The sequence below is a fragment of the Nonomuraea basaltis genome (assembly GCF_005893125.1).
Classification (GTDB): domain Bacteria; phylum Actinomycetota; class Actinomycetes; order Streptosporangiales; family Streptosporangiaceae; genus Nonomuraea; species Nonomuraea basaltis.
This window is the reverse complement of record NZ_VCJS01000048.1, coordinates 1-20,234: the sequence shown is the minus strand read 5'-3', so window position 1 is coordinate 20,234 and position 20,234 is coordinate 1. Positions and strand designations below refer to the sequence as shown.

Annotated in this window: 21 protein-coding genes; 9 read left to right on the top strand and 12 right to left on the bottom strand. The window is 69.4% G+C overall.

Features of this window, described 5'->3' with window-relative positions:
- The first annotated feature begins 31 nt into the window (after positions 1 to 31).
- Together EJK15_RS23235 and EJK15_RS23230 are read left to right on the top strand one after the other, a co-directional pair.
- Positions 32 to 1,252, top strand: coding sequence for a BNR-4 repeat-containing protein (locus tag EJK15_RS23235; RefSeq protein WP_206061056.1), 1,221 nt, complete (start codon positions 32 to 34; stop codon positions 1,250 to 1,252).
- Between the two features lie 175 nt (positions 1,253 to 1,427).
- Positions 1,428 to 2,108, top strand: a complete 681-nt coding sequence (locus tag EJK15_RS23230; protein ID WP_138712573.1) for a DUF4142 domain-containing protein — start codon at positions 1,428 to 1,430, stop codon at positions 2,106 to 2,108.
- Positions 2,109 to 2,482: 374 nt separating this feature from the next.
- Here the strand turns inward: EJK15_RS23230 and EJK15_RS23225 are convergent, their stop codons facing one another.
- Positions 2,483 to 2,881 (bottom strand): STAS domain-containing protein, encoded by a 399-nt coding sequence (locus tag EJK15_RS23225; protein WP_171074489.1) that lies wholly within the window; start codon positions 2,879 to 2,881, stop codon positions 2,483 to 2,485.
- A 450-nt stretch (positions 2,882 to 3,331) separates the two neighbouring features.
- Here EJK15_RS23225 and EJK15_RS23220 point away from each other — a divergent pair, with 450 nt between their 5' ends.
- Positions 3,332 to 5,110: a PA14 domain-containing protein gene (locus tag EJK15_RS23220; RefSeq protein WP_171074488.1), complete on the top strand. Its 1,779-nt coding sequence runs from the start codon at positions 3,332 to 3,334 to the stop codon at positions 5,108 to 5,110.
- Positions 5,111 to 5,269: 159 nt separating this feature from the next.
- Here the strand turns inward: EJK15_RS23220 and EJK15_RS23215 are convergent, their stop codons facing one another.
- Together EJK15_RS23215 and EJK15_RS23210 are read right to left on the bottom strand one after the other, a co-directional pair.
- Positions 5,270 to 6,469, bottom strand: a complete 1,200-nt coding sequence (locus EJK15_RS23215; RefSeq protein WP_138712570.1) for a cytochrome P450 family protein — start codon at positions 6,467 to 6,469, stop codon at positions 5,270 to 5,272.
- Positions 6,470 to 6,708: 239 nt separating this feature from the next.
- Positions 6,709 to 7,470 carry an ABC transporter ATP-binding protein gene (locus tag EJK15_RS23210; protein ID WP_138712569.1) on the bottom strand — a complete coding sequence of 254 codons (762 nt, stop codon included), beginning with the start codon at positions 7,468 to 7,470 and terminating at the stop codon, positions 6,709 to 6,711.
- Positions 7,471 to 7,564: 94 nt separating this feature from the next.
- Here EJK15_RS23210 and EJK15_RS23205 point away from each other — a divergent pair, with 94 nt between their 5' ends.
- Positions 7,565 to 8,587: an ABC transporter substrate-binding protein gene (locus EJK15_RS23205; RefSeq protein WP_138712568.1), complete on the top strand. Its 1,023-nt coding sequence runs from the start codon at positions 7,565 to 7,567 to the stop codon at positions 8,585 to 8,587.
- A 45-nt stretch (positions 8,588 to 8,632) separates the two neighbouring features.
- Complete coding sequence (locus EJK15_RS23200) at positions 8,633 to 9,418, top strand: ABC transporter permease (protein ID WP_138712567.1); 786 nt, start codon at positions 8,633 to 8,635, stop codon at positions 9,416 to 9,418.
- Between the two features lie 4 nt (positions 9,419 to 9,422).
- Here EJK15_RS23200 and EJK15_RS70800 read toward each other — a convergent pair whose 3' ends face one another.
- Positions 9,423 to 9,605, bottom strand: a complete 183-nt coding sequence (locus EJK15_RS70800; protein WP_171074487.1) for a hypothetical protein — start codon at positions 9,603 to 9,605, stop codon at positions 9,423 to 9,425.
- A 125-nt stretch (positions 9,606 to 9,730) separates the two neighbouring features.
- On the opposite strand from EJK15_RS70800, the gene EJK15_RS23195 reads away from it, so the two are divergent.
- Positions 9,731 to 10,552, top strand: coding sequence for a mechanosensitive ion channel family protein (locus EJK15_RS23195; protein ID WP_420847083.1), 822 nt, complete (start codon positions 9,731 to 9,733; stop codon positions 10,550 to 10,552).
- 253 nt (positions 10,553 to 10,805) lie between these two features.
- Here EJK15_RS23195 and EJK15_RS23190 read toward each other — a convergent pair whose 3' ends face one another.
- Positions 10,806 to 11,072: a DUF6401 family natural product biosynthesis protein gene (locus EJK15_RS23190; protein ID WP_138712566.1), complete on the bottom strand. Its 267-nt coding sequence runs from the start codon at positions 11,070 to 11,072 to the stop codon at positions 10,806 to 10,808.
- 72 nt (positions 11,073 to 11,144) lie between these two features.
- A complete protein-coding gene (gene pobA / locus EJK15_RS23185; RefSeq protein WP_138712565.1) occupies positions 11,145 to 12,308 on the bottom strand; it encodes a 4-hydroxybenzoate 3-monooxygenase in 1,164 nt (387 codons plus the stop codon).
- A gap of 80 nt (positions 12,309 to 12,388) precedes the next feature.
- Here pobA and EJK15_RS23180 point away from each other — a divergent pair, with 80 nt between their 5' ends.
- Entirely contained in the window at positions 12,389 to 13,162 is a 774-nt protein-coding gene (locus tag EJK15_RS23180) for an IclR family transcriptional regulator (protein ID WP_138712564.1), read from the top strand.
- Here EJK15_RS23180 and EJK15_RS23175 read toward each other — a convergent pair.
- Positions 13,131 to 14,897, bottom strand: a complete 1,767-nt coding sequence (locus EJK15_RS23175) for a thiamine pyrophosphate-dependent enzyme (RefSeq protein WP_138712563.1) — start codon at positions 14,895 to 14,897, stop codon at positions 13,131 to 13,133. The two genes, EJK15_RS23180 and EJK15_RS23175, sit on opposite strands and share 32 nt — an antisense overlap.
- A gap of 67 nt (positions 14,898 to 14,964) precedes the next feature.
- On the opposite strand from EJK15_RS23175, the gene EJK15_RS23170 reads away from it, so the two are divergent.
- Positions 14,965 to 15,858: an SDR family oxidoreductase gene (locus EJK15_RS23170; protein WP_138712562.1), complete on the top strand. Its 894-nt coding sequence runs from the start codon at positions 14,965 to 14,967 to the stop codon at positions 15,856 to 15,858.
- Here the strand turns inward: EJK15_RS23170 and ligD are convergent.
- From ligD to EJK15_RS23155, 3 genes are all read right to left on the bottom strand, one after another.
- Positions 15,855 to 17,066 carry a non-homologous end-joining DNA ligase gene (gene ligD / locus EJK15_RS23165; protein WP_138712561.1) on the bottom strand — a complete coding sequence of 404 codons (1,212 nt, stop codon included), beginning with the start codon at positions 17,064 to 17,066 and terminating at the stop codon, positions 15,855 to 15,857. The genes EJK15_RS23170 and ligD overlap by 4 nt on opposite strands.
- Before the next feature lie 105 nt (positions 17,067 to 17,171).
- Positions 17,172 to 17,459: a helix-turn-helix domain-containing protein gene (locus EJK15_RS23160; RefSeq protein ID WP_138712560.1), complete on the bottom strand. Its 288-nt coding sequence runs from the start codon at positions 17,457 to 17,459 to the stop codon at positions 17,172 to 17,174.
- Positions 17,460 to 17,615: 156 nt separating this feature from the next.
- Positions 17,616 to 18,365, bottom strand: a complete 750-nt coding sequence (locus tag EJK15_RS23155) for a crotonase/enoyl-CoA hydratase family protein (protein WP_138712559.1) — start codon at positions 18,363 to 18,365, stop codon at positions 17,616 to 17,618.
- A gap of 578 nt (positions 18,366 to 18,943) precedes the next feature.
- Between EJK15_RS23155 and EJK15_RS72920 the strand changes: the two genes are divergently transcribed.
- On the top strand, positions 18,944 to 19,390 hold the full coding sequence (locus EJK15_RS72920) for a hypothetical protein (protein WP_206061055.1): 447 nt from the start codon (positions 18,944 to 18,946) through the stop codon (positions 19,388 to 19,390).
- On the opposite strand, the gene EJK15_RS23145 is transcribed toward EJK15_RS72920, so the two are convergent.
- Positions 19,380 to 19,757, bottom strand: a complete 378-nt coding sequence (locus tag EJK15_RS23145; protein ID WP_138712558.1) for a hypothetical protein — start codon at positions 19,755 to 19,757, stop codon at positions 19,380 to 19,382. The two genes, EJK15_RS72920 and EJK15_RS23145, sit on opposite strands and share 11 nt — an antisense overlap.
- Positions 19,754 to 19,996 (bottom strand): hypothetical protein, encoded by a 243-nt coding sequence (locus EJK15_RS23140; RefSeq protein WP_138712557.1) that lies wholly within the window; start codon positions 19,994 to 19,996, stop codon positions 19,754 to 19,756. Before EJK15_RS23140 ends, EJK15_RS23145 begins: the two co-directional genes overlap by 4 nt.
- Positions 19,997 to 20,234: the final 238 nt, after the last annotated feature.

Here is a 20,234-nt window from a genome sequence, read left to right as displayed (position 1 = left end):
GGCATCGGCGCAGGCCGTGAACTACCAAGTGATGACTGCCGCGACCGGCGTGGCGGCGAGGACCGACAGGCGACCGGTCGCGGGTGGCGTACGTGATCGGCGAACCGGGGCGACGTTCATCTCGTGGGGCGGGATGAACGAGGACAGCTACGTGCAGGCGTTCCGGGACGGAACGTGGTCGGCACCGCTGAAGATCATCGATGGGCGCGGCGACTCCCACAACTACCCGACCATGCTGCAGGCGGACGACGGGCATCTCGTGGTGGTCGTCGGGATGCACAACGGCGAGACCGTGGTCGCCAGGTCGCCGCGGCCGCACGCGATCGACGGCGCGTGGAACGTCCAAGTGGTCGCGGAAGGGGCGGCGGCCAGCTATCCGATGCCGTTCAAGGCGGCCAACGGGCACCTCTTCGTGTTCTTCCGCGAGACCACCAGGACCCTGGTGCCGAGCACGCCGACGGACACCCGGCCGATGCTGTACATCAGGTCCACCGACCACGGGGTCACGTGGCAGAGCTCCAAGCAGCTCACCGGCCTGCCGTACGCTCTCGGCTCGACCGACAGGCCGGACAACCTCAACGAGATCTACGTCGGGCAGCTGAGGTATCAGCGACGGCCCGAGCGCGTGCACCTGGTGTGGACGCTGGCCGGGGGCGGTCCGACGCAGCACAGGCACGACTACTACCACAAGGACATCCACTACGCCTGGTTCGACCCGAACGCGCTGACCTTCCACGCCGCCGACGGGACCGACCTGGGGCCGCAACTCGCCAACGACGAGATGGAGGGCCCCTGCAAGGTGGCGGTCACGCCGCTCGAGCGCCCGGGCGACGTCGTCTCGCCCGACTATATTCAGCTGGTCGGCTGGCTGGAGAACGGACGGCCGTTCGTGGTCTGGTTCACCAGGGACGCGTCCCTGGGATTCCACGATTTCTCCTCGGTGTGGACCCCACGTGGCTGGCAGACCAGCCAGGTGGCCACCGGGCTGCGGACCCGGGAGATGGAGCCGATCGGGCCGCACACATGGCGGGTCTACACCACGGTCGACGGCCAGCCCGGTATCGCGACCCATCGGCTCGAGCATGGCCGGCGGTGGGAGGCCGAGACCGTGATCCCCATCCCCAAACCAGTCCAGCGAATCGAGCTCATCACCGGCTTCCGTGACCCGGCCAGGATTCTGGCCACGGGAGCGTCCAGTGCGCGGGAGGTCACCGTGGCCGATGGCGACGTCTACGTGGCGGGCGTTGCCTGAGCGGGCTGTCCGGGCCTCCCCCTGCACACTGACCGAGGGTGGGTCTCCGTCACACTTGCGCACTGCAAATCTTGCACACTGCTATGAACGCCCCCTGGCTCCGCCGCGTACCCCTTACTGACCGTCGCCACTCTCATCGAGGCCGCACCCAAGGATCCAGAAGGGATGACGGCATATGCGATTCCGCCAGGGCCGTCGCGTTCACATCGTCTGCGGCATTGCCGCGCTCCTCTCACTCGCCGCCTGTGCCCCTTACTCGGCACCGCCCAGCACCGAGGTGGCCGACGTCAGCACCGTGCCGGCCACCGTCGACATCGAGCCCAGCGACTCCGCTTCGGCGCAGCCCGAGCCGGAGCAGGAACCCGAGTCGGGCACCTGGCAGACCAAGTGGGGGCCGCTGTCGGAGACCGACCGCAAGCTCATCAACGGAGTCCGGCTCGCCAGCCTGTGGGAGATGCCCATAGCCCAGGACGCGATGCAGCGGGCCAGCAACGCCAAGGTCCGCGAGATCAGCGAGGAGATCGCGCAACAGCACCACACGCTCGACAAGCAGGTCCGCGACCTGGCCGCAAAATTGAAGGTCAAGCTGCCGGTGAAACCCACCGACGAGCAGGAGTTCTGGATGAGCGACATCTCCAGCAAGTCCGGGTCCGCCTACGACGCCACGTACGTCAAATGGCTGCGTCTGGCCCACGGCAAGGTCTTCGTCCTGATCGGCACCGTCCGCGGCAGCACGCAGAACACCTTGGTCCGGCGCTTCTCCGAGCAGGCCAACGCCGCGGTGCTCAACCACCAGCGTCTCCTGGAAAGCACGGGACTGACCACACCCGAGAGCTTCCCCAGCCCGTCCGCCTGACGGCCAGAGGGCCCGAACCGCGCGGTGCCCCTCCTCCATGACACGTTCCGCCGCGCGGCCGCATCACCGTAACTGAACGTCGAGCACGAAGTCAGCGGCGCCACCCGGCGCGCGATCGACCGGACACGGGACCCCATCGGTGACCAAGCGATGACGGGTCCCGGGAGTCTCCAGCCATGGAGAGATATCTACCGTTATGCCGGAAATCTCACCTTTATGTGGGTAGGGCAATCGGTGCGAACGTCTCGGCATGGAGGGGTGAGGCGAGTGCTGACCATGGCGTTCGTGGCTCTCTTGGCGATCCCGATTGCGGCCATGGTGCTGCTCCTGGGCATGGCGGAGATCGAAGCCGCCCTCTTCGGCGAACCTGAGGATCACGCCCCGGACGGCAGCGAGGAGGAGGATCCGGCCAGAGCGCCACCACGGACAAACGGCGAGCACTGAGGCGGGGAGGCCCTGCGGGGCGCGCCGAGTCGGTGGTCGAGCCCGGCGATCTCCAGCAGCCGATCAACCTGGCGTGAGCAGTTGACGAGCGTGAGCGTCTCGCCCTGGCGCCGAAGGCACCGGTTGGCTCTGATCAGCTCGCGCAGCCCGGAACAGTCCATGAACGGCACCTGTCCAAGGTCTACCTCGACCCGGCGACCATCGCAGCGGCGGGAAATGTTCTCCAGCACGCTCCCGAGCAGCCCGGCGGTCTCCAGATCGATCTCGCCGCGCGCCCGCACCACGGCACGCCCGTCCGCGATCTCCACGTTGACGTCCAGCCGATCCATAGCCATCTCCACGACGGATCGAAGGTCAAAACCGGAGTGCGTCCATCACCCAAACACCAGCACACGCCGGGGCACCTCGTCATCCACTCCAGGGTAAACCCTGTACCAAATATTCGCCTCGACGTCCCGGGCTCGCGCGGACCACGGTCCCCTCAGGTAATCGAGGTGACCCAGAGGGACACGACCGCCGCAGGCGCGAGGCCGCCGAGACCCGCAACAACGCCGAGCCGCTCGTCTGCTCCACCGAAGGGCTGCTGCGGGACAGCCCGGACAGGGTGCCGGCAGAGGTCGGATCCGAGGTGGAGGCCGCGCGCCGTCGGCGAGTCCCGAGCAGTCCCTCCGGCGGGGTGAGGAAGTGGGTTTGGCATCGCCGGTCGGATGGCAGTTCACTCCGTTGTCATGCGGTCATGTCATGATCCCTTGGATCTTGAACCCTGTGACAGGAGAAGGATGACTTTATTAGCGCGTCGCGCGCTCCATGCCGCTCTCGCGGCCGGTCTGGCCGCCACCGTGGCGCTCTGGCCGACCGGCGCACCGGCGCGGGCTGCCGCGGCCACGACCGTCTCGGTGGACTTCACCCGGACGATTCGCACGCTGTCCCCCGCCGACTACGGCATCGGCATCACGGGGTACGGCGAGGGCTCGTACATCACCAACGACCCTCGGCACCGCGAGCACCTGCGCAACCTGAAGGCGGGCCGGATCCGCATAGAGCTGCACTACCAGGAGCCGGGAAACCATGCCGGCCCGATCATCTGCGGCGGCTACAAGTGCGACACGACCGTCTCGGGCGACGCCTGGATCGCGGCCATCCGCGACCTGGGCGCCGAACCGGTCGTCATCCTCCAGGTGGACGCCCGCCAGACCGCCGAGGTGAACCGCGACGACGCGGTGGCCCTCTACGAGCACTTCGCCGCCACAGGTGAGCCGGTACGGCGGTTCATCCTCGGCAACGAGCTCAACTGCACCTGCACGCCGGAGAAGCCGGAAATGTCGGCATCGGAGTACAGCAGGCGGTTCAACCTGATCACCGACGCTCTCCGCGCGAAGGACGCGGCGGTGAAGGCCGGCGGCCCCGCCACGGCCTGGAACGACCTTCCCTACATCAAGACGTTCCTGGAGGGCTCGCGCGATCGGGTCGACTTCCTCGACTACCACGACTACGGCAACGGCGATGAGGAGGTCACCGACGAGTACCTGCTCGGCGACGTCGTCCGCGGCTACGAGACCGACCTGAAGGAGGTCGGCGCCCTCGCCGAGTCCGTGCTGGGCCGGAAGATCGACATTCAGATCGGGGAGTTCAACTCCGACCACCGGGACACCGACGGCCACCGTACGCTGACCCATTTCAACACCATCTGGAGCGCGGCGGCGCTCGGCCAGATGCTGCACGCGGGAGCCGCCGCCTACCAGTACGGCGACAAGAACGGCCAGCTCGGCCTGACCAGCGAAAAGGGCGAAGGCGGCGTGCCGCGCAGCGAACCGCTGCCCATCTATCACGGGATCGGCATGTTCACCGGCGAAGGCCTGTTCAGGCCGTTCGGCAGCACCATGGTGGAGGCGACGGCCGACGACGACCGGCTGCACGTGTTCGCCTCAGACGCGGTCAAGAACGTCGTTCTCGTCAACGTGGGTGCCGAGCCGCTCGACACCACCCTCGCCTTCACCGGCCTGACCGCGGGCACGGCCGCGATCTGGCAGAGCACCGCCACGGAGTGGGCCCCGCACCGCGCCGGCACCGCCGCCGTCGCGAACGGCACCGCCACCGTCACCCTCCCGCCCGGCTCGGCCACCACCCTGGTGATCGACCAGCAGGGCCTGTCCGCGACCTACTTCGACAACGCCGATCTGACCGCTCCCAAGCTCACCCGGGTCGACCCCGGCGTGAACTTCGACTGGGGCGCGAACGCACCGGACCCGGCGGTGTCCCCCGACACCTTCAGCGTGCGCTGGACGGGGAAGGTGATCGCCGATCGGGCGGAAACGTACACCTTCATCACCACGAGCGACGACGGCGTCCGGCTCTGGGTGGACGGCTCGCTGGTCGTCGACAACTGGACGGACCACTCCAAGCGCGACGACAGCGGCGAGGTCGCGCTCACCGCGGGGGCGCACGACATCAGGATGGAGTTCTACGACAACGGGTACGACGCCATCGCCCAGCTCCACTGGTCCAGCCCCACCCTCCCCCGCCAGATCATCCCAGCCGAGAAGCTGATCACCGGGTGAGCGAGGAGACCGAGCGGACGAGCAGCCGACGCCCTGCCTCGCGGGGCGGTCGCAGCGCGGCGAAGGCGTTCGTGACGGTGAGATAAGCCGGGCGAAGGAGCACCAACGATCAGGACCCTGGCCCCGTTCAGGGAAGAACGGGGCCAGGACACAAGATCTTCAGGAGCTCCGTACGGGAAGGCTGGTCAGCCCGTGCATGAGCAGGCCCGGACGCCGGGTGAGCCGCCCCTCGGGGACGGCGAGCTGGAGGCCGGGGAAGCGCTGGAGCAAGTGGCCGAAGGCGACCACGCCTTCGGTCCTGGCCAGGGGGGCGCCCAGGCAGTAGTGGATTCCGTGGCCGAACGCGACGTGCTGTCCCGGAGCCCGGGTGACGTCGAAGCGATCGGGGTCGGCGAACTGCGCCGCGTCCCGGTTGGCGGACAGGAAGGACACGAGCACGAGCTGGCCCTCCGGGATCTCCACACCACCGATGGTGACGGGCTCGGTGGTGAACCTGAGGGTGGACGTGCTGACCGGCCCATCGAAGCGCAGGAACTCCTCGATCGCGGCCGGCAGCGACCCCGGATCTTCGCGAAGCTTGGCGAACTGCTCCGGATGGCGCAGGAGCGCGAGCATGCCGTTGCAGATCAGGTGCACGGTCGTCTCGTGGCCGGCGACCGTGAGCAGGAACGCGGTGTCGACGAGCTCTCTCCGGCTCAGCGCACCCGCCTCGTCCTGGGCCTGCACCATGGCGCTGAGCAGGTCGCCGGCCGGCTCGGCCCGCCTGGCCTCGCAGAGCTCGGCGAGGTAGGCGGTGAAATCGGTGGCGGCCTGTACGACCTCCTGGGGGTCCAGCACGGCGCCCTCGATGGTGGTGTTGGACCATTTGATGAGTTGCGGCCAGTCGTTCTCCGGGATGCCGAGCAGCTCGCCGATCACCATGGCGGGCAGGGGCGTGGCGTAGTCGCGCAGCAGGTCGAACTCCGCTCCCACCTTGTCGAGGAGACCGGAGCTGATGTGCTCGATGCGGGGACGCAGTGCCTGGACGCGGCCGGAGGTGAACACCTTTCCCACGAGCCGGCGTAGCCGTGCGTGGTCGGGTGGGTCGACGAAGAGCATGTTGTGCGGCACCACGGCTTCGTAGCCGCTGCTGTCGCCGCCCTCCAGCTCGTTCGCCTTGATCAGATGCGGATTGTTCGTGAAGTCCTTGCTGAGGCGCGGATCGGTGCATGCCGCCTTGACGTCCTCGTAGCGGCTCACCACCCAGACCCGTACGCCTTGCGGGGTGGCGGTGCGGAAGACGGGCCGTTCTGCGCGGAGTCGTGCGAAGACTGGATGCGGGTCACGCAAATAGTCCTGATCGAACAATGTCTCGATCATCGTCGCCCTTTCGCATACGGAATGGCAGGGCTTCACCTTATCGAGCGGCAACGGAGACAGAAACACACGTTCGGGAACCAGCGCTCGCCATTTCGCTCCGTATGGCCGAATTCAGGCAGTCCGAAAATGCGGCAAGGAATCGCGGCCTATTGCGCCTTCTCGGCGCGAAAGGAGGGCGGCAATTGATAGGACACTTCAGCCGGCTCACGAGAAGGAGCTCAGGTCGACTCCGGGGATGCCTACCGGTGAGAGCCGGTGCCGAGCACCTCGTGCAGCTCGGCCGAGCAGCGGGCCAGGTCCGCCCGGTGCGCGCCCCGCCCGAGCGTGCGCGGCCGGGGAATGCCGACGTCCACGACGGTGAGGATCCGCCCCGGGCGCGGGGTGAGCACCACGACCCGGTCGGCAAGCAGCACCGCCTCCTCGATCGAGTGGGTGACGAGCACGACCGTGGCCGCATGCTCCATGTGGATGTGCTGGAGCTCGACCGACAGCTCCTCGCGGGTCAGCGCGTCGAGGGCGGAGAACGGCTCGTCCATCAGCATCACGCGCGGCCGCTGGATCAGCGCCCGGCACAGGGCCACCCGCTGCTGCATCCCGCCCGACAGCTCGTGCGGCAGGCGCCGGTGGAATCCCTCCAGGCCGACCAGCTCCAGCAGCTCGGAAGCGCGGGCGCGGTGCTCGGCGCGGGGCCAGCCGAACACCTCGACCGGCAGCAGCACGTTGTCGAGCACGGTGCGCCAGGGCAGCAGGGCCGGTCGCTGGAACATGATCGCGACGTCGCGCCGCGGCTTGGTCACCGGGTCTCCCCCGACGCTGACCTCCCCCGACGAGCACCTCAGCAGCCCCGCAATCAGCCGCAGCAGAGTGGACTTCCCGCAGCCCGAACGCCCCACGACCGCCACGAACTCCCGCTCGGCCACGTCGAGATCGACGTCGCGCAGCGCCTCCACCGCTCCCCGGCGCCCGCCGAACACCTGGGACACCCCACGCAGCCGGATCACCTGGCGACCTCCCTGGCCTCGATCGTAAGAGAGAACCACGGGATCCGTCAGGATGGCTATTGACCGTTATCATCCGGCAGTCATGATCGGTGTCATGAGGAGACTGCCTCGCACCATCACGGTCATGGCCCTCGCCCTGACGATCGCCCTCCCCGCCGGCTGCGGTTCGGGTGCCCAGGAGCCGCCGGAGGCCCGGGCGGAGGCCGACCAGGTCACGTACCTGACCGCGTTCGGCACCTTCGGCCGTGAGGCGTACGTCTACGTCGCCCAGGAGAAGGGCTACTTCCGCGAGGCCGGGATCTCGGTCGCCGTGCAGCCCGGCCAGGGCAGCGGCAAGAACCTGGCCGCGCTCGCCGGCAACCGGGCCCACTTCGCGCCCATCGACTTCACGTACACGCTGATCAGCGCGGCCGGCGGCAAGACTGCCGGCGTCACCACGGTGGCGGCGATCCACCAGCAGACGCTGGCCGCGATCATGACGCTCGCCGGCAGCGGCATCAGCAAGCCCGGAGATCTCGAGGGCAAGACCTTCGGGGACGCGCCGGGCTCGGTGATCACCGCCATGTTCCCGACGTACGCCAAGCTCACCGGAGTGGACCCGGCGAAGGTCAAGATGGTCAGCCTGGAGCCCGCCCAGCTGGGCGCCAACCTTGCCTCGGGCCAGGTCGACGCCATCGGCCAGTACGTGGTGGGCCGGCCCACCGTGCAGAACGCCGCCAAGGGCAAGGAGGTCACCGTCCTGCCGTTCGGCGACGTCATCACCGACCTGTACGGCTTGGGCCTGTCGACCACGTCCACGCTCGCGACCCAGAAGCCGGACCTGGTCAAGCGGTTCACCGGCGCGCTGCTCAAGGGGCTGGCGTACGCGGCGGACCATCCGCGCGAGGCGGCGGAGCTGCTGGTGAAGCACCATCCCACCCAGAACGTGGACGCGGCCGCCGCGGAGTTGACGCTGATGGCGCCGTACGTCCGCGCGTCCGGGAGCGGCACGCCGATCGGAGCCATGGACCGGGAGCGGGTCGCGCGGGCCATCTCCGTGCTACGGGAGGCCGGGGCGTTCACCAACGACGTGACGCCGGAGTCGGTGGTGTCGTTCGACCTGACGCCGAAGAGCTGAGCGGCCATGGACGTGTCCGGCCTGGCGCCGAAGGGCTGAGCGGCCGTGGACGCAGGGACGCGGGGCCGGGGCTCGGCGGCCGTGGCGGGGTGGTCCACGCTGGGCCTGGCCGTCGCGCTGGGCGGGTGGGCGCTGGTGGTGTCGGCGTTCGCGATCCCGGAGATCATCCTGCCCTCGCCGGCGGACGTGGTCGCGGCCTTCCTGCGGATCCCCGGCTACCTGCTGGAGCAGGCGTCCATCACGCTGGGTGAGACCGTGGTGGGCTTCGCCCTCTCAGTGTGCTGCGGGCTGGTGATCGGCATGGCGATCGCGGCCTGGCGGGTCGTGGAGCTCATGTTCTATCCGCTGCTGGTGGCCTTCAACGCGGTCCCCAAGGTGGCCCTGGCGCCGCTGCTGGTCGTGTGGATGGGTTTCGGGCAGCAGCCCAAGGTCGTCATGGCGTTGCTGGTGTGCTTCTTCCCCGTCGTGCTGTCGGTGGCGAGCGGGCTGACCTCCACGCCACCGGAGCTCGTGGAGCTGGCGAGATCACTGGACACGCCCCGGTGGCAGACGTTCGTCAAGATCCGGTTTCCCGGCGCCCTGCCACAGATCTTCGTGGGGTTGAAGGTCGCCATGCCGCTGGCGTCGATCGGCGCGGTGATCGGGGAGTTCAGCGCGGGGGATGCCGGGCTCGGGTTCGTGATCGTACAGGCCGGGGGCAGCGCGGACACGGCGCTGGCGTTCGCGGCCATCGGGCTGCTCGGAGTCATGAGCATCGGGCTGTTCTACGCGCTGGTGCTGGCCGAGCGCCTGCTGCTGCCGTGGGTCAGGGAGACGGCCGCGATCCGATGAGCCATCAGGTCACGGCCAGGTGCCGGCCGCGGCCTCGAACGCCTTCCGATCGCTCGCCACGGGCACCACGCACACCAGGTGCCCGCCCGGAGCGCGCAGGACGCGCCGCCGCCCGGAAGAGCGCCGCCTGGGCGGCCTCGTCCGCGGGTGTGTCGATCAGGAGGGCGTAGACGCGGCTGCGATGCACGGCAGCCACCCTAGCCGCTCTGCAAAATGTCGCCGAGTGCGAACTTTGGGTGGCGCTGCGTGCATATACCCATTCGGTACGGGTAGCGCCGTTGCATTCACTCCTCGGAGGAGGAAACCGTGGAAATCAACCTAGGCCAAGGCATCCAGGACGCCTGGCGGATGATAGCGACGTTCGTTCCCAGGCTGGTCGCGTTCCTGGTGATTCTCATCATCGGATGGATCGTGGCCAAGTTGCTGCAGAAGCTCGTCGACAAGATCCTCGAACGGGTCGGGTTCGACCGCGCAGTGGAGCGCAGCGGCGTGCGCCGCTGGCTGGATCGGAGCAAGTACGACGCCAGCGGCCTGCTGGCCAGGCTCGTCTTCTACGCGATCATCCTGATCACCCTGCAGATAGCCTTCAGCGTCTTCGGGCCGAACCCGATCTCGGCGCTGCTGACCGGCGTGGTGGCGTGGCTTCCCATGGCCGCGGTCGCCGTCGTGATCATCGTGGTGGCCGGCGCCATTGCCAAGGGCGTCAGCGACATCCTTCGCGGCGCGCTGGGCGGGCTGTCGTACGGCCGCTGGGTGGCGACCGCCGCGGCGGTCTTCATCTGGGCATTGGGCATCATCGCCGCGCTCAACCAGATCGGCGTGGCGACCACCGTCACGACTCCGGTGCTGATCACTGTGCTGGCCACCGCCGGCGCGATCGCCGCCATCGGGATCGGCGGCGGGCTCATAAGGCCGATGCAGCAGCGCTGGGACCGCTGGCTGGGCCGCATCGAGGAGGAGGCACCGCAGGCCAGGGCGCATGCGGAGGCGTACCAGCGGGGGCGCGAGGACGCCGCGGCGATGACCGACCAGACGACGCCCGTCCGCACCACGCCCCAGGGCGGCCCGCCGCCCAGGTCGGAGATGCCTCCCCGGTCGGAGATGCCACCCAGGTCGGAGATGCCGCCGGAGTGAGCCACCCGCTCCCGCTCGGACCCTGGCACGAACAGGTCCGCCACGCGGGACATCTCCGTCCGGCAAGGTCCGTTCGGCCGGCGCGGTCGGCAGGGCCGACGCGGCCTCTCGGCCGGTAGGCCCGGCCGGCGCGCCGAGCCCGCGTGCCGATCGTCAGCGGGTCAGGCGGCGACTCGCCGACGGCCCGGGGCGAGGCAGCAAGTCAGGCCGTCGCCCGGGCAGCCCTGTGCGCGGGCCGGCCAGCACACCGCCGTCAGGCGGGTAGGCCGTCGCTCAGGTAGCCCAGTTCGCGGGCCAGCCAGCACACCGCCGTCAGCCGCAGCGCGGCCGCGTCCGGCTCGCCGTTGAAGATCCAACCGCGGTAGCGCAACTCGTCGAGAAAACCCAGCAGGTAGTCGCCCAGGGTCTCGCGATCCAGCGGGATCGCGTCGCGCAGCACCGCCGCGTGCTGGTCTACGGCGGCCACCAGCCCGGGGTCGCCGTCCATCCTGGCGAGCTGGTCGTCGCCCAGCGCGCTCATCAACCACCTCAGGGGCGAAGCCGCCCATCCATCCTCGAAGACCACCAGCCAACCTTAAAGCATTTTCCAAGGTCAGGTGGCGTACGGCAGCCCCACGTAGTTCTCCGCCAGCGTCGTGGCGGCCGCCTCCGACGAGGTGACGTAGTCGAGGTAGGACAGCTGGAGCTTCCGCCCGTACGCGTCGTCGTCCTCGAACGTGTGCAGCAGCATCGTCATCCACCACGAGAAGTGCTGCGCCCGCCACACCCGCTTCAGGCACGCCTCGGAGTACCCGTCCAGCAGCTCCGTCGACCCTCCCTCGAAGTACGCGGCCAGCGCCTCGGTCAGGACGCGGACGTCGGCCACGGCCAGGTTGAGCCCCTTGGCGCCGGTGGGCGGCACGATGTGGGCGGCGTCCCCGGCCAGGTAGAGCCGCCCGTACTGCATGGGCTCGACCACGAAGGACCGCATCGGCGTGACGCCCTTCTCCGTGATCTCGCCGGTGGTCAGCGTGAAGCCGGGCACGCTCTCCAGCCGGGCCCGCAGCTCGTCCCAGATCCGGTCGTCGGGCCACTCCTCCACCCGCGTGTCGGCCGGGACCTGCAGGTAGAAGCGGCTGACAGTGGGTGAGCGCATGCTGTGCAGCGCGAAGCCGCGATCGGTCCTGGTGTAGATCAGCTCCTCCGACGACGGCTCGACATCGGCCAGGATGCCGAGCCAGGCGAAGGGATATTCGCGCTCGAAAACGGTCAGGACGCCCTCGGGGATGGCCGGCCTGGACACGCCGTGGAAGCCGTCGCAGCCCGCGATGACGTCGCAGTCGAGCCGCTCCCCGCCGAACGTGACGTACGGCTCGGACTCCAGCGAGTGCACGGCCACGTCCTCGACGTCGAACCGCACGTCGCCGCCGGCCGCGAGCCTGGCCGCGATCAGGTCCTTGACCACCTCCTGCTGCCCGTACACGGTGATGGACCGGCCGGGGACGAGCTTCTCGAACGGGATGCGGTGGCCGGCGCCGCCGTACCTGAGCTCGATGCCGTGGTGCGGCAGGCCCTCGCGCCGCATCCGCTCCCCGACGCCCGCCTCGACCAGCGTTTCGACCGTGCCCTGTTCCAGCACGCCGGCCCGCACCCGCCGCTCGACGTAGTCGCGGCTGCGCTTCTCCAGCACCACGGAGGAGATGCCGCGCAAGTGGAGCAGATGTGACAGCAGCAGGCCCGCTGGGCCCGCGCCGATGATCCCGACCTGAGTTCGCATGACGGAAGCATGCTGCCTCGAACAGGGTTTAGCCGAGGAAGCTCTTCCGCTGAGTGGAAAACAGGTGCAGGATTGCGGGCATGGCAGGCGGGTCCCGCGAATCCGGCCGCACCGTGACGTCCAAGGTGCTGGCCATCCTCGGCGCGTTCGACGCCGCCCACCCGCAGCTCACGCTGACCGACCTGGCCCGGCGCAGCGGGGTGCCGCTGAGCACGGCGCACCGGCTGGTCGCCGAGCTGGAGGAGTGGCAGGCGCTGAGCCGCGACCCCGACGGGCGGCTGCGGGTGGGGCTGCGGCTGTGGGAGCTGGGCCAGCTCGCCCCCGGCAGGCTGCTGGGCGTGGCGCGTCCGTGGCTGCAGGAGCTGTTCGTGACCACGGGCGAGAACGTCCACCTGGCGGTCCGCGACGGGCTCGAGGTGCTGTACGTGGACAAGGTGTACGGCCGCCGCGCCGTGCCCATCGTCTCCAGGACCGGCGGCCGGCTGCCGATGCACCCGACGGGCGTGGGCAAGGCGCTGCTGGCGTACGAGCCGGACTGGTTCGTCAAGTCCTACCTGGCTCGCAAGCTCGAACGCCCCACCCCGCACACGATCATCGAGCCCGGCCGGCTGGCCAGGGAGCTGGCGGCGGTCCGCACCCAGGGATACGCCCTGACCTACGAGGAGATGACGCTGGGCTCGTGCTCGGCGGCCGCGCCGATCCTGGTGGACGGGCGGGCCATGGCTGCCCTGGGCATCGTGGTGTCCTCGCGCCGGGCCCGCGAGCTGCCCCGGCTGGTGGAGCCGCTGCTGGCCGTGGCGGACCAGATCGCGCGGGCGTGCGCTAGTCCCCCATCTTCTGGATCCGGTCCTTGAACAGCGTGGTGGCGATGGCCGCCCGGCGCGGCTGCCCCTTGAGGAACGCCTGGGCGAAGCTCTTGGCCTGGTCGTAGGAGACCTTGCCGGGCATGGGCGGCTCGTCCGGGTTCACGTCCACGTCCACCAGCGCCGGGCCGTCGTGCGCGAGGGCCTGCCCGATCGCCTGGGCCACGTCGTCCGACTTGCTGACCTTGGCCCCGAACCCGCCACACGACCGGGCCCACGCCGAGAAGTCGGCCTCGGGCTCGGCGTAGCGCACGCCGTGCTCGGGGTAGCCGAGCACCATCTGCTCCCAGAGGATCTGACCGAGCGAGTTGTTGTTGTTGATGATCACCTTGATCGGCAGCCGGTGCTGGACCGCCGTCAGGAACTCGGCCATGAGCATCGAGAAGCCGCCGTCGCCGACGTACGCGATGACCTGCCGCTCCGGGAAGGCGTGCTGCATCGCGATCGCGTACGGCAGCCCGTTCGCCATCGTGGCCAGCGTCCCCGACAGGTAGAACTCGCGCCCGCCGCGGATCGTCCAGTGCCGGGCCGCCCAGGTGGCGATGGTGCCGCTGTCGCAGGTCAGGATGGCGTCATCGGCCGCGAGCTCGTCGAGGATGGAGACCGGATACTGCGGCGCGATCGGGTCGCGGTCCGGGTTTTCCAGGGCGTCCATGTCGGCCCGCCACTCGGCCATCATGTTCTGATATTTCGCCAGATGAGCGCTCCCGTCCCGGCGGCTCAGCAGCGGCAGCAGCGCCGCCAGCCCCTCCTTCGCGTCGCACACCACCGGCACGTCGGTCGCGATCCGCGCCCCCGCCCTGGTCGGATCCGCCTCGAACTGCACCACCCGCGCCTTGCCCGGCGCCGGCAGGAACTTCGAGTACGGGAAGTTCGTGCCCACCATGAACAGCACGTCGGCGTCGTCCATGAGCTCCTCGCTCGGCCGGGTGCCGAGCAGCCCGATCCCGCCGGTCGTGTACGGGGAGTCGTCCGGGATGACCGCCTTGCCGGGCAGCGTCTTGACCACGGGCGCCCCGAGCGCCTCGGCCACCGCCAGCACCTCCTGCCTGGCGTTCAGCGCACCCTGCCCGACCAGCATGGCCGGTCGCTCGGCGTGGTTGAGCACCTCAGCCGCCCACTCGATGTCCTCCTGCCGCGGGATCCCGGACGGCTGAAGGTAGACGGGCGACGTCTGCGGCGCCCGGGCCGGCGCCACCTGTTTGTACGGATCCGCCGCGGCCTCGGCCACCTGGATGTCGTTGGGCAGCGTGAGATGGGAGACCCCACGCCGCGCGTACGCCGTCCTGACGGCCAGGTCCACCAGCGACGGCAGCTGCGCAGGGTTGGTGATCATCATGTTGTACTCGGCCACGTCGGCGAAGAGCTTGTCGAGGTGGACCTCCTGCTGGTAGCCGGTGCCGAGCACGGACGTCTCCTGCATCCCCGTGATCGCCAGCACGGGCACGTGGTCGAGCTTGGCGTCGTAGAGCCCGTTAAGCAGGTGGATCCCGCCGGGCCCCGAGGTGGCCAGGCAGACCCCGATCCGCCCCGTGGCCTTGGCGTAGCCGGTGGCCATGAACGCCGCGGCCTCCTCATGGTGCACGAGGACGAAGCGCACCCGGTCGCGGTGGCGCCGCAGCCCCTCCATGATGCCGTTGATGCCGTCGCCCGGCAGGCCGAAGACAGTGTCGACGCCCCACTCCGCGAGCCGTTCGATCAGGGATTCCGATGCGATTCGAGCCATAGGAGCGGCACTACCCCGGTCCGCCGCGCCCATGTCAACAATCCGGATTCGGGGGTAGGGGACCGGTATGCGCATTCTGGTTACGGGAGCCACGGGGACGCTGGGCGGCGCCTTGGTACCCGCATTGGTCAAGGCGGGTCACCAGGTGCGGGCGCTGAGCCGTACCAAGAGGGAGAGCCGCGGCAACGTCGAGTGGGTGTGGGGCGACCTGTGCTCCGGCAACGGCCTCCCGGAGGCCGTGCGCGGCGTCGACGCGGTCGCGCACCTGGCCACGAGCGGCCGCAGGGGACGCGGCGCCGTGGACATCCCGGGCACCCGCCTGCTGATCGTCGCCGCCCGCGAGGCCGGGGTCGGGCACCTGCTGCTCACCTCGGTGGTCGGCGCGGACCGCGCGCCCATCGGCTACCTCAGGTACAAGCTGGAAGCCGAGCGCCTGGTCGGCGAGAGCGGACTGGGCTGGACGGTCCTCCGCGCCACCCCGTTCCACCAGTGGCTCGACCGGCGGCTGCACGATTTCGCCGGGCTCCCGGCGCTGCCCGTCGACCCGACCGTCATCTGGCAGCCGGTCCACACGGGCGAGGTCGCCGCGCGGGCGGCCGCCCTGCTCGCCGCCGGGCCGCTGGGCACGGACGTCGAGTTCGGCGGCCCGGAGGTGATCGGCACGGACGAGCTGGCCAAGGCGTGGCTGCGCGCCAGAAACCAGCGCCGCCCCTGTCTGCGCGTCCGCTACCCCGGCCGCCTGTACGCGGCCCAGCGCGCCGGAGACCTGACCACGGACGCGACGCCCAAGGGCAAGATCACCTGGCAGGAATATCTGACCCCGCCCGCGCCGATCGTCTCCGACGACTTCGCCTCCGAGCACACCGCCTCGCCCACCAGCCCGGCCACCCAACCGGAGCAGGACCCCGACCTGCACGTCTACGGCGGCGACGAGGGCTACGAACGCCCGACCCGCGGCTAGCCCATCGATCCCGGGGCAGGCCCGGCGCCGCGCCACGGGTCGTAGTCGACCTCCAGCGGCTCCTGCGGCGGTCGCTCCCCCTCGGGCACGTGCTGCAGATTGACCCGGATCCGATACCAGACGCTGCTGCGCCCGCGCATGCCGTCCACCAGCACGTCGGCGGGCTCCAGCTTGGCCGCGACCTCGGGATGCCGGGCCTTCCACCGCTCGAACCCCGCCATGGCCTCGTCCTTGTGCTCGGCCTTGGCGATCTCGATGACCGGCATCGTCTGCTGCCGTCGCCCGCTCCCCTTGGGCGGCTTCGGCGCCGGCCCGAGCTCCTCGGCCAGCTCCAGCAGCCCGTCCAGCGACCCGGCGTGCAGGTCCATGTCCTCCCACGGGTCGCCGATCTCGGCCAGCCGCCCGGGCACGGTCTCGATCGTGAAGAGCTCAGGGCGGCACCCAGGCACCTCGTCCCAGGTCAGCGGCGTGGAAACCCGGGCATCGGGCACGGCCCGCACCGAATAGGCGGACGCCACGGTCCGGTCGTAGGCGTTCTGGTTGAAGTCCACGAACACGCCGTGCCGCTCCTCCTTCCACCACTTGCTGGTGGCCAGGTCGGGCGCCCGCCGCTCGACCTCCCGCGCCACCGTCTCGGCAGCCTTGCGCACCTTGGCGAAGGGCCAGCGCCGCTCGATCCGCGCATAGACGTGGAACCCGCGCGACCCGGACGTCTTGGGCCACGCCACCAGCCCGTAGTCGGCCAGCACCTCCCGCGCCACCTGCGCCGTCTTCAGCACGTCCGCCCACTCGACGCCCGGCACCGGGTCGAGGTCGATGCGCAGCTCGTCCGGCCGGGACAGGTCGTCGGAGCGGACCGGATGCGGGTTGAGATCGACGCACCCGAGGTTGACCACCCACAGCAGCTGGGCAAGGTCGGTGCACACCACCTCCTCGGCGCTGAGCCCCGACCGGTATTTCAGCTCGGCCACCTCGATCCAATCGGGCCGCTTGGCCGGGGCGCGCTTCTGGAAGAACGCCTCCTGCTCGATCCCGTGCACGAACCGCTTGAGCACCATCGGCCGCCCGTGTACGCCCCGCAGCGCCCCCTCGCCCACGGCCTCGTAGAAGCGGATCAGGTCGAGCTTGGTGTGCCCGCCCTGTGGGAAGACCACCTTGTCGGGGCTGGTGATGTGGACCTCGCGCCCGGCGACCTCAATGTCAGGCATAGAGGTCACGATACGCGGCGCCCCTGACATTCCCCGGCGGTCAGCCGCGCCCGGCGGCACGTGGCAGGCGCAGCAGGCGGGAAACCATCAGCGTGCTGCCGGGCATCAGGTGTTCCTCCGTACGGCGGCGAGGACCTCATCCAGGTCGATGGGACTGCCGGGGAACATCGCCCGCCTGGGCGCGGCAGGATCGTTGATCTCCATAGTGAGTCCCAGCACGCCCAGCGCCCGCATGACCAGGCCGAGCTCCAGCGTGGCCCGGCCGGCCTCAAGCCGGACGATCCACTGACGGCTCACTCCGACCTCGTCGGCCACCGCCTGCTGGGTCCGGCCAAGCGCGCGGCGCCGCTGGCGTACGAGCGCGCCGAGCTCAATCGGAGTTTTCGCGTACATGGAAACCTAAATTTGTCATCGTTCGGCGACATCAGAATACTTGTCGCCGTACGATGACACCAGCGCCTTCCTGATGCGGCTGCGCTATTTTCCAGTACGTCAACTCATCACATGGGACATGGGCGTGGACTCCTCGATCGTTCGTCCAAACAGTCCCTAGATCGCGCCGAAGTCACCGTGGCGGCCCGCTCCCTCGGCGAACCTGGCGGCACCGCCGACGGCGTCGGGCAGCGACACCAGCCCGTGCCGCAGCTCGTTGCGCATCGCCTCCTCCTCGTCGAGTCCGTCCTGTTCCAGCGCGGACAATCGGTCGCCGCGCAGGCAGGTCTGCGGGAAGCGGGCGATCTCCCTGGCCAGCTCCTCGGCGTGCCGCCGCGCCGTCCCGGTGGGGACGAGCCGGTTGGCCAGCCCCATCCCGTACGCCTCCGGCCCGCCCACCGGCCGCCCGGTGAGGATCATGTCCATGGCCCTGGACTCCCCGATGAGCCGGGGCAGCCGTACCGTGCCGCCGTCGATCAGTGGCACGCCCCACCGGCGGCAGAACACCCCGAACACCGCGTCCTCCTCGGCCACCCGCAGGTCGCACCAGAGGGCGAGCTCCAGCCCGCCCGCGACGGCGTGCCCGGCGACGGCGGCGATGACCGGCTTGGCCAGGCGCATCCTGGTCGGGCCCATCGGCCCGTCGCCCTCCTCGCCGACGTGGTTGTCGAGCGCCTTGAGGTCGGCACCGGCGCAGAACGTGCCGCCCTCGCCCCACAGCACCGCCACGTCGGCGTCGGAGTCCTCGAAGTCACGGAACGCGTCCGCCAGCGCGTCGGCGGTCTTGCGATCGACGGCGTTGCGCATCTCCGGCCTGCTGATCACCACGGTGGTGACGAGGCCCTGGCGCTCCACGCGTACGGTCATGCGACCCTCCTCGGGGGAACGTGCCGGAACTCGGAATTCTCCTCGGGGAACGTGCCGAGCGTACGCTTCACGCCGGGGTTCGGGCCAGCGACAGACCGGAGCGATCGCCGGCTGGGTGGCGATGCCGCGCGGCGGGCCGCGATCCGCACGTCCTCCCGCCGTGTCCTGCTTCGCCCTGATCGATCCCCTTCTCACTTGTGCGAGATGTGACCGTTTCTGCACGACTAACAATCACAGCGTGGAGGAGGTGAGAAAGGCCGACCAACCGCATACATTCAGCAATCGAGTGGCTACACTATGCAGTGTGTCCCCCCGGATATGCCCTGACCTACACCGACGGCCACCTGCCCGAGGTAATCAGTGGCGCCTCCGAGCGATGGCGCGATCCCCTACCTGACCGATCACAGCCGCGGAGTGGCCGCCATAGTTTCCGCCGACGACGCCTGGTACTGGGCGCCCGGCTGGCAGGCAGCCGAAGCCGAGGCCGACGCGGATTTTCGAGACGGCCGGAGCCGACGCTTCGACAGCATGGATGACCTCTTCGCCGGGAGCGACGCCATTCGCGGGGGGACGTCCGCTTGAAGTACGAGCGGTCCGACTCGTTTCTGCAGGATCTCTCACGGCTGCCTTCAGAGCATTACGCGCCATTCAAAGAAGCGGTCTGCAAGCACTTCTTGCCCGCCCTCGCCCAGGGAGCCCACGCCGGCCACGTGCCCTGGCCGGTACGCCTGCGCATCCACAAACTCGCCAGCACCGACGTCTACTCCATGGCATGGCACTTCGCCCCGCCGGACGGGCGCCAGGCTCTTCGGGACGGCGGACCCCGGCGGTCCGGCGAGCGCGGCGTGATCGAGCACGTCGAAACCGTCGTCCTGGACTCCCAGGGGCTCTCCGCCCGGATCGCGCAGGACCGCAAGAATCTCGCGATGTTCACTGCTCGCCCCACCCCGCGTCTGCGTGGATCGGCACTGGCCTCAGCGACGGCGCCAAAGGTGTCGCGCGCCGTGACCACCGTCAAGCGCTGACCTTCAACTGGTGGACGCGCTGCTTGGACAGGCCCATGACACGTGCGGTGTCCGGCTCCGACCAGTGGCTCGTGAGAACTTTTGCAGCCTTGACGGCCAGCTCTGCGGCGCGCTTGGCGTGAGCCTCGGCCAGTTCCTTTTCGCGGCGATATTCGGTTACCACATCGGCCACGTCCACGGGCAGGTCGAAGATGACCTCCACGCCAGGGGTGTTCTCCGGCCAAGCCCAGACGTGGATCTCCGCCAGGTCACGCTCCAGTTGCGACAAGGATCCGGCCACGCCGACACCCTCGATCTCCCCGGTGGGACAACGCGACACCCACCGCCCGTTCTCGTAAGTGATGACATAGGTGATCGCCTTACTCATCGGCCCATCCTTTCTGTGACCGCCTCCAGGCGCTTAAGGGCTTCACGAAAGAGCTCCGGATCGCGATCCGGGTCGGCAGGGATCATAACGGGAACCGAGATGATGCCATCCTTTATCACGCGCAGCGCACACATGTCGCCCTTGAGGTGGTACAGCCAGTCAGCCGTGGCACCTGCGGCGGCTACTATCGCCGCGACCTCGGCGAGCTGGCGCAGGTGCGGAGGAAGGCCGTCGGTCATGTCGATGAGAATACTCCATTAGGAGGGCCCTTCCTAGTGAAGTAGACGGCCCTGCTGCAAAGCTCCTGCCTCGCCGTCGCCAATAGTCGCGCATGTGACTTTCGGCGATAAGTGGGTCTGGTGCATTTGCCGGGGAGCGGTCACGGAGTGCGACTTCCAGGCGCGAGTGAGGCCGGGGCTGCATGGAGGGTGGTAGCGATCGCGTAACGCGTTGCGCGTGAGAACGGCCGTTCTGCCA

What these genes read in the sequence shown, in the direction of transcription:
- EJK15_RS23235 (WP_206061056.1), top strand. Translation starts at nt 32, where the DNA reads ATGACTGCCGCGACCGGCGTGGCGGCGAGGACCGACAGGCGACCGGTC.
- EJK15_RS23230 (WP_138712573.1), top strand. Translation starts at nt 1,428, where the DNA reads ATGCGATTCCGCCAGGGCCGTCGCGTTCACATCGTCTGCGGCATTGCC.
- ligD (WP_138712561.1), bottom strand. Translation starts at nt 17,066, where the DNA reads ATGCCTGACATTGAGGTCGCCGGGCGCGAGGTCCACATCACCAGCCCC.
- EJK15_RS23140 (WP_138712557.1), bottom strand. Translation starts at nt 19,996, where the DNA reads ATGACCGACGGCCTTCCTCCGCACCTGCGCCAGCTCGCCGAGGTCGCG.
- EJK15_RS23145 (WP_138712558.1), bottom strand. Translation starts at nt 19,757, where the DNA reads ATGAGTAAGGCGATCACCTATGTCATCACTTACGAGAACGGGCGGTGG.
- EJK15_RS23220 (WP_171074488.1), top strand. Translation starts at nt 3,332, where the DNA reads ATGACTTTATTAGCGCGTCGCGCGCTCCATGCCGCTCTCGCGGCCGGT.
- EJK15_RS23180 (WP_138712564.1), top strand. Translation starts at nt 12,389, where the DNA reads ATGGCAGGCGGGTCCCGCGAATCCGGCCGCACCGTGACGTCCAAGGTG.
- EJK15_RS23205 (WP_138712568.1), top strand. Translation starts at nt 7,565, where the DNA reads ATGAGGAGACTGCCTCGCACCATCACGGTCATGGCCCTCGCCCTGACG.
- pobA (WP_138712565.1), bottom strand. Translation starts at nt 12,308, where the DNA reads ATGCGAACTCAGGTCGGGATCATCGGCGCGGGCCCAGCGGGCCTGCTG.
- EJK15_RS23175 (WP_138712563.1), bottom strand. Translation starts at nt 14,897, where the DNA reads ATGGCTCGAATCGCATCGGAATCCCTGATCGAACGGCTCGCGGAGTGG.
- EJK15_RS23190 (WP_138712566.1), bottom strand. Translation starts at nt 11,072, where the DNA reads ATGAGCGCGCTGGGCGACGACCAGCTCGCCAGGATGGACGGCGACCCC.
- EJK15_RS23155 (WP_138712559.1), bottom strand. Translation starts at nt 18,365, where the DNA reads ATGACCGTACGCGTGGAGCGCCAGGGCCTCGTCACCACCGTGGTGATC.
- EJK15_RS23215 (WP_138712570.1), bottom strand. Translation starts at nt 6,469, where the DNA reads ATGATCGAGACATTGTTCGATCAGGACTATTTGCGTGACCCGCATCCA.
- EJK15_RS23225 (WP_171074489.1), bottom strand. Translation starts at nt 2,881, where the DNA reads ATGGATCGGCTGGACGTCAACGTGGAGATCGCGGACGGGCGTGCCGTG.
- EJK15_RS23170 (WP_138712562.1), top strand. Translation starts at nt 14,965, where the DNA reads ATGCGCATTCTGGTTACGGGAGCCACGGGGACGCTGGGCGGCGCCTTG.
- EJK15_RS23160 (WP_138712560.1), bottom strand. Translation starts at nt 17,459, where the DNA reads ATGTACGCGAAAACTCCGATTGAGCTCGGCGCGCTCGTACGCCAGCGG.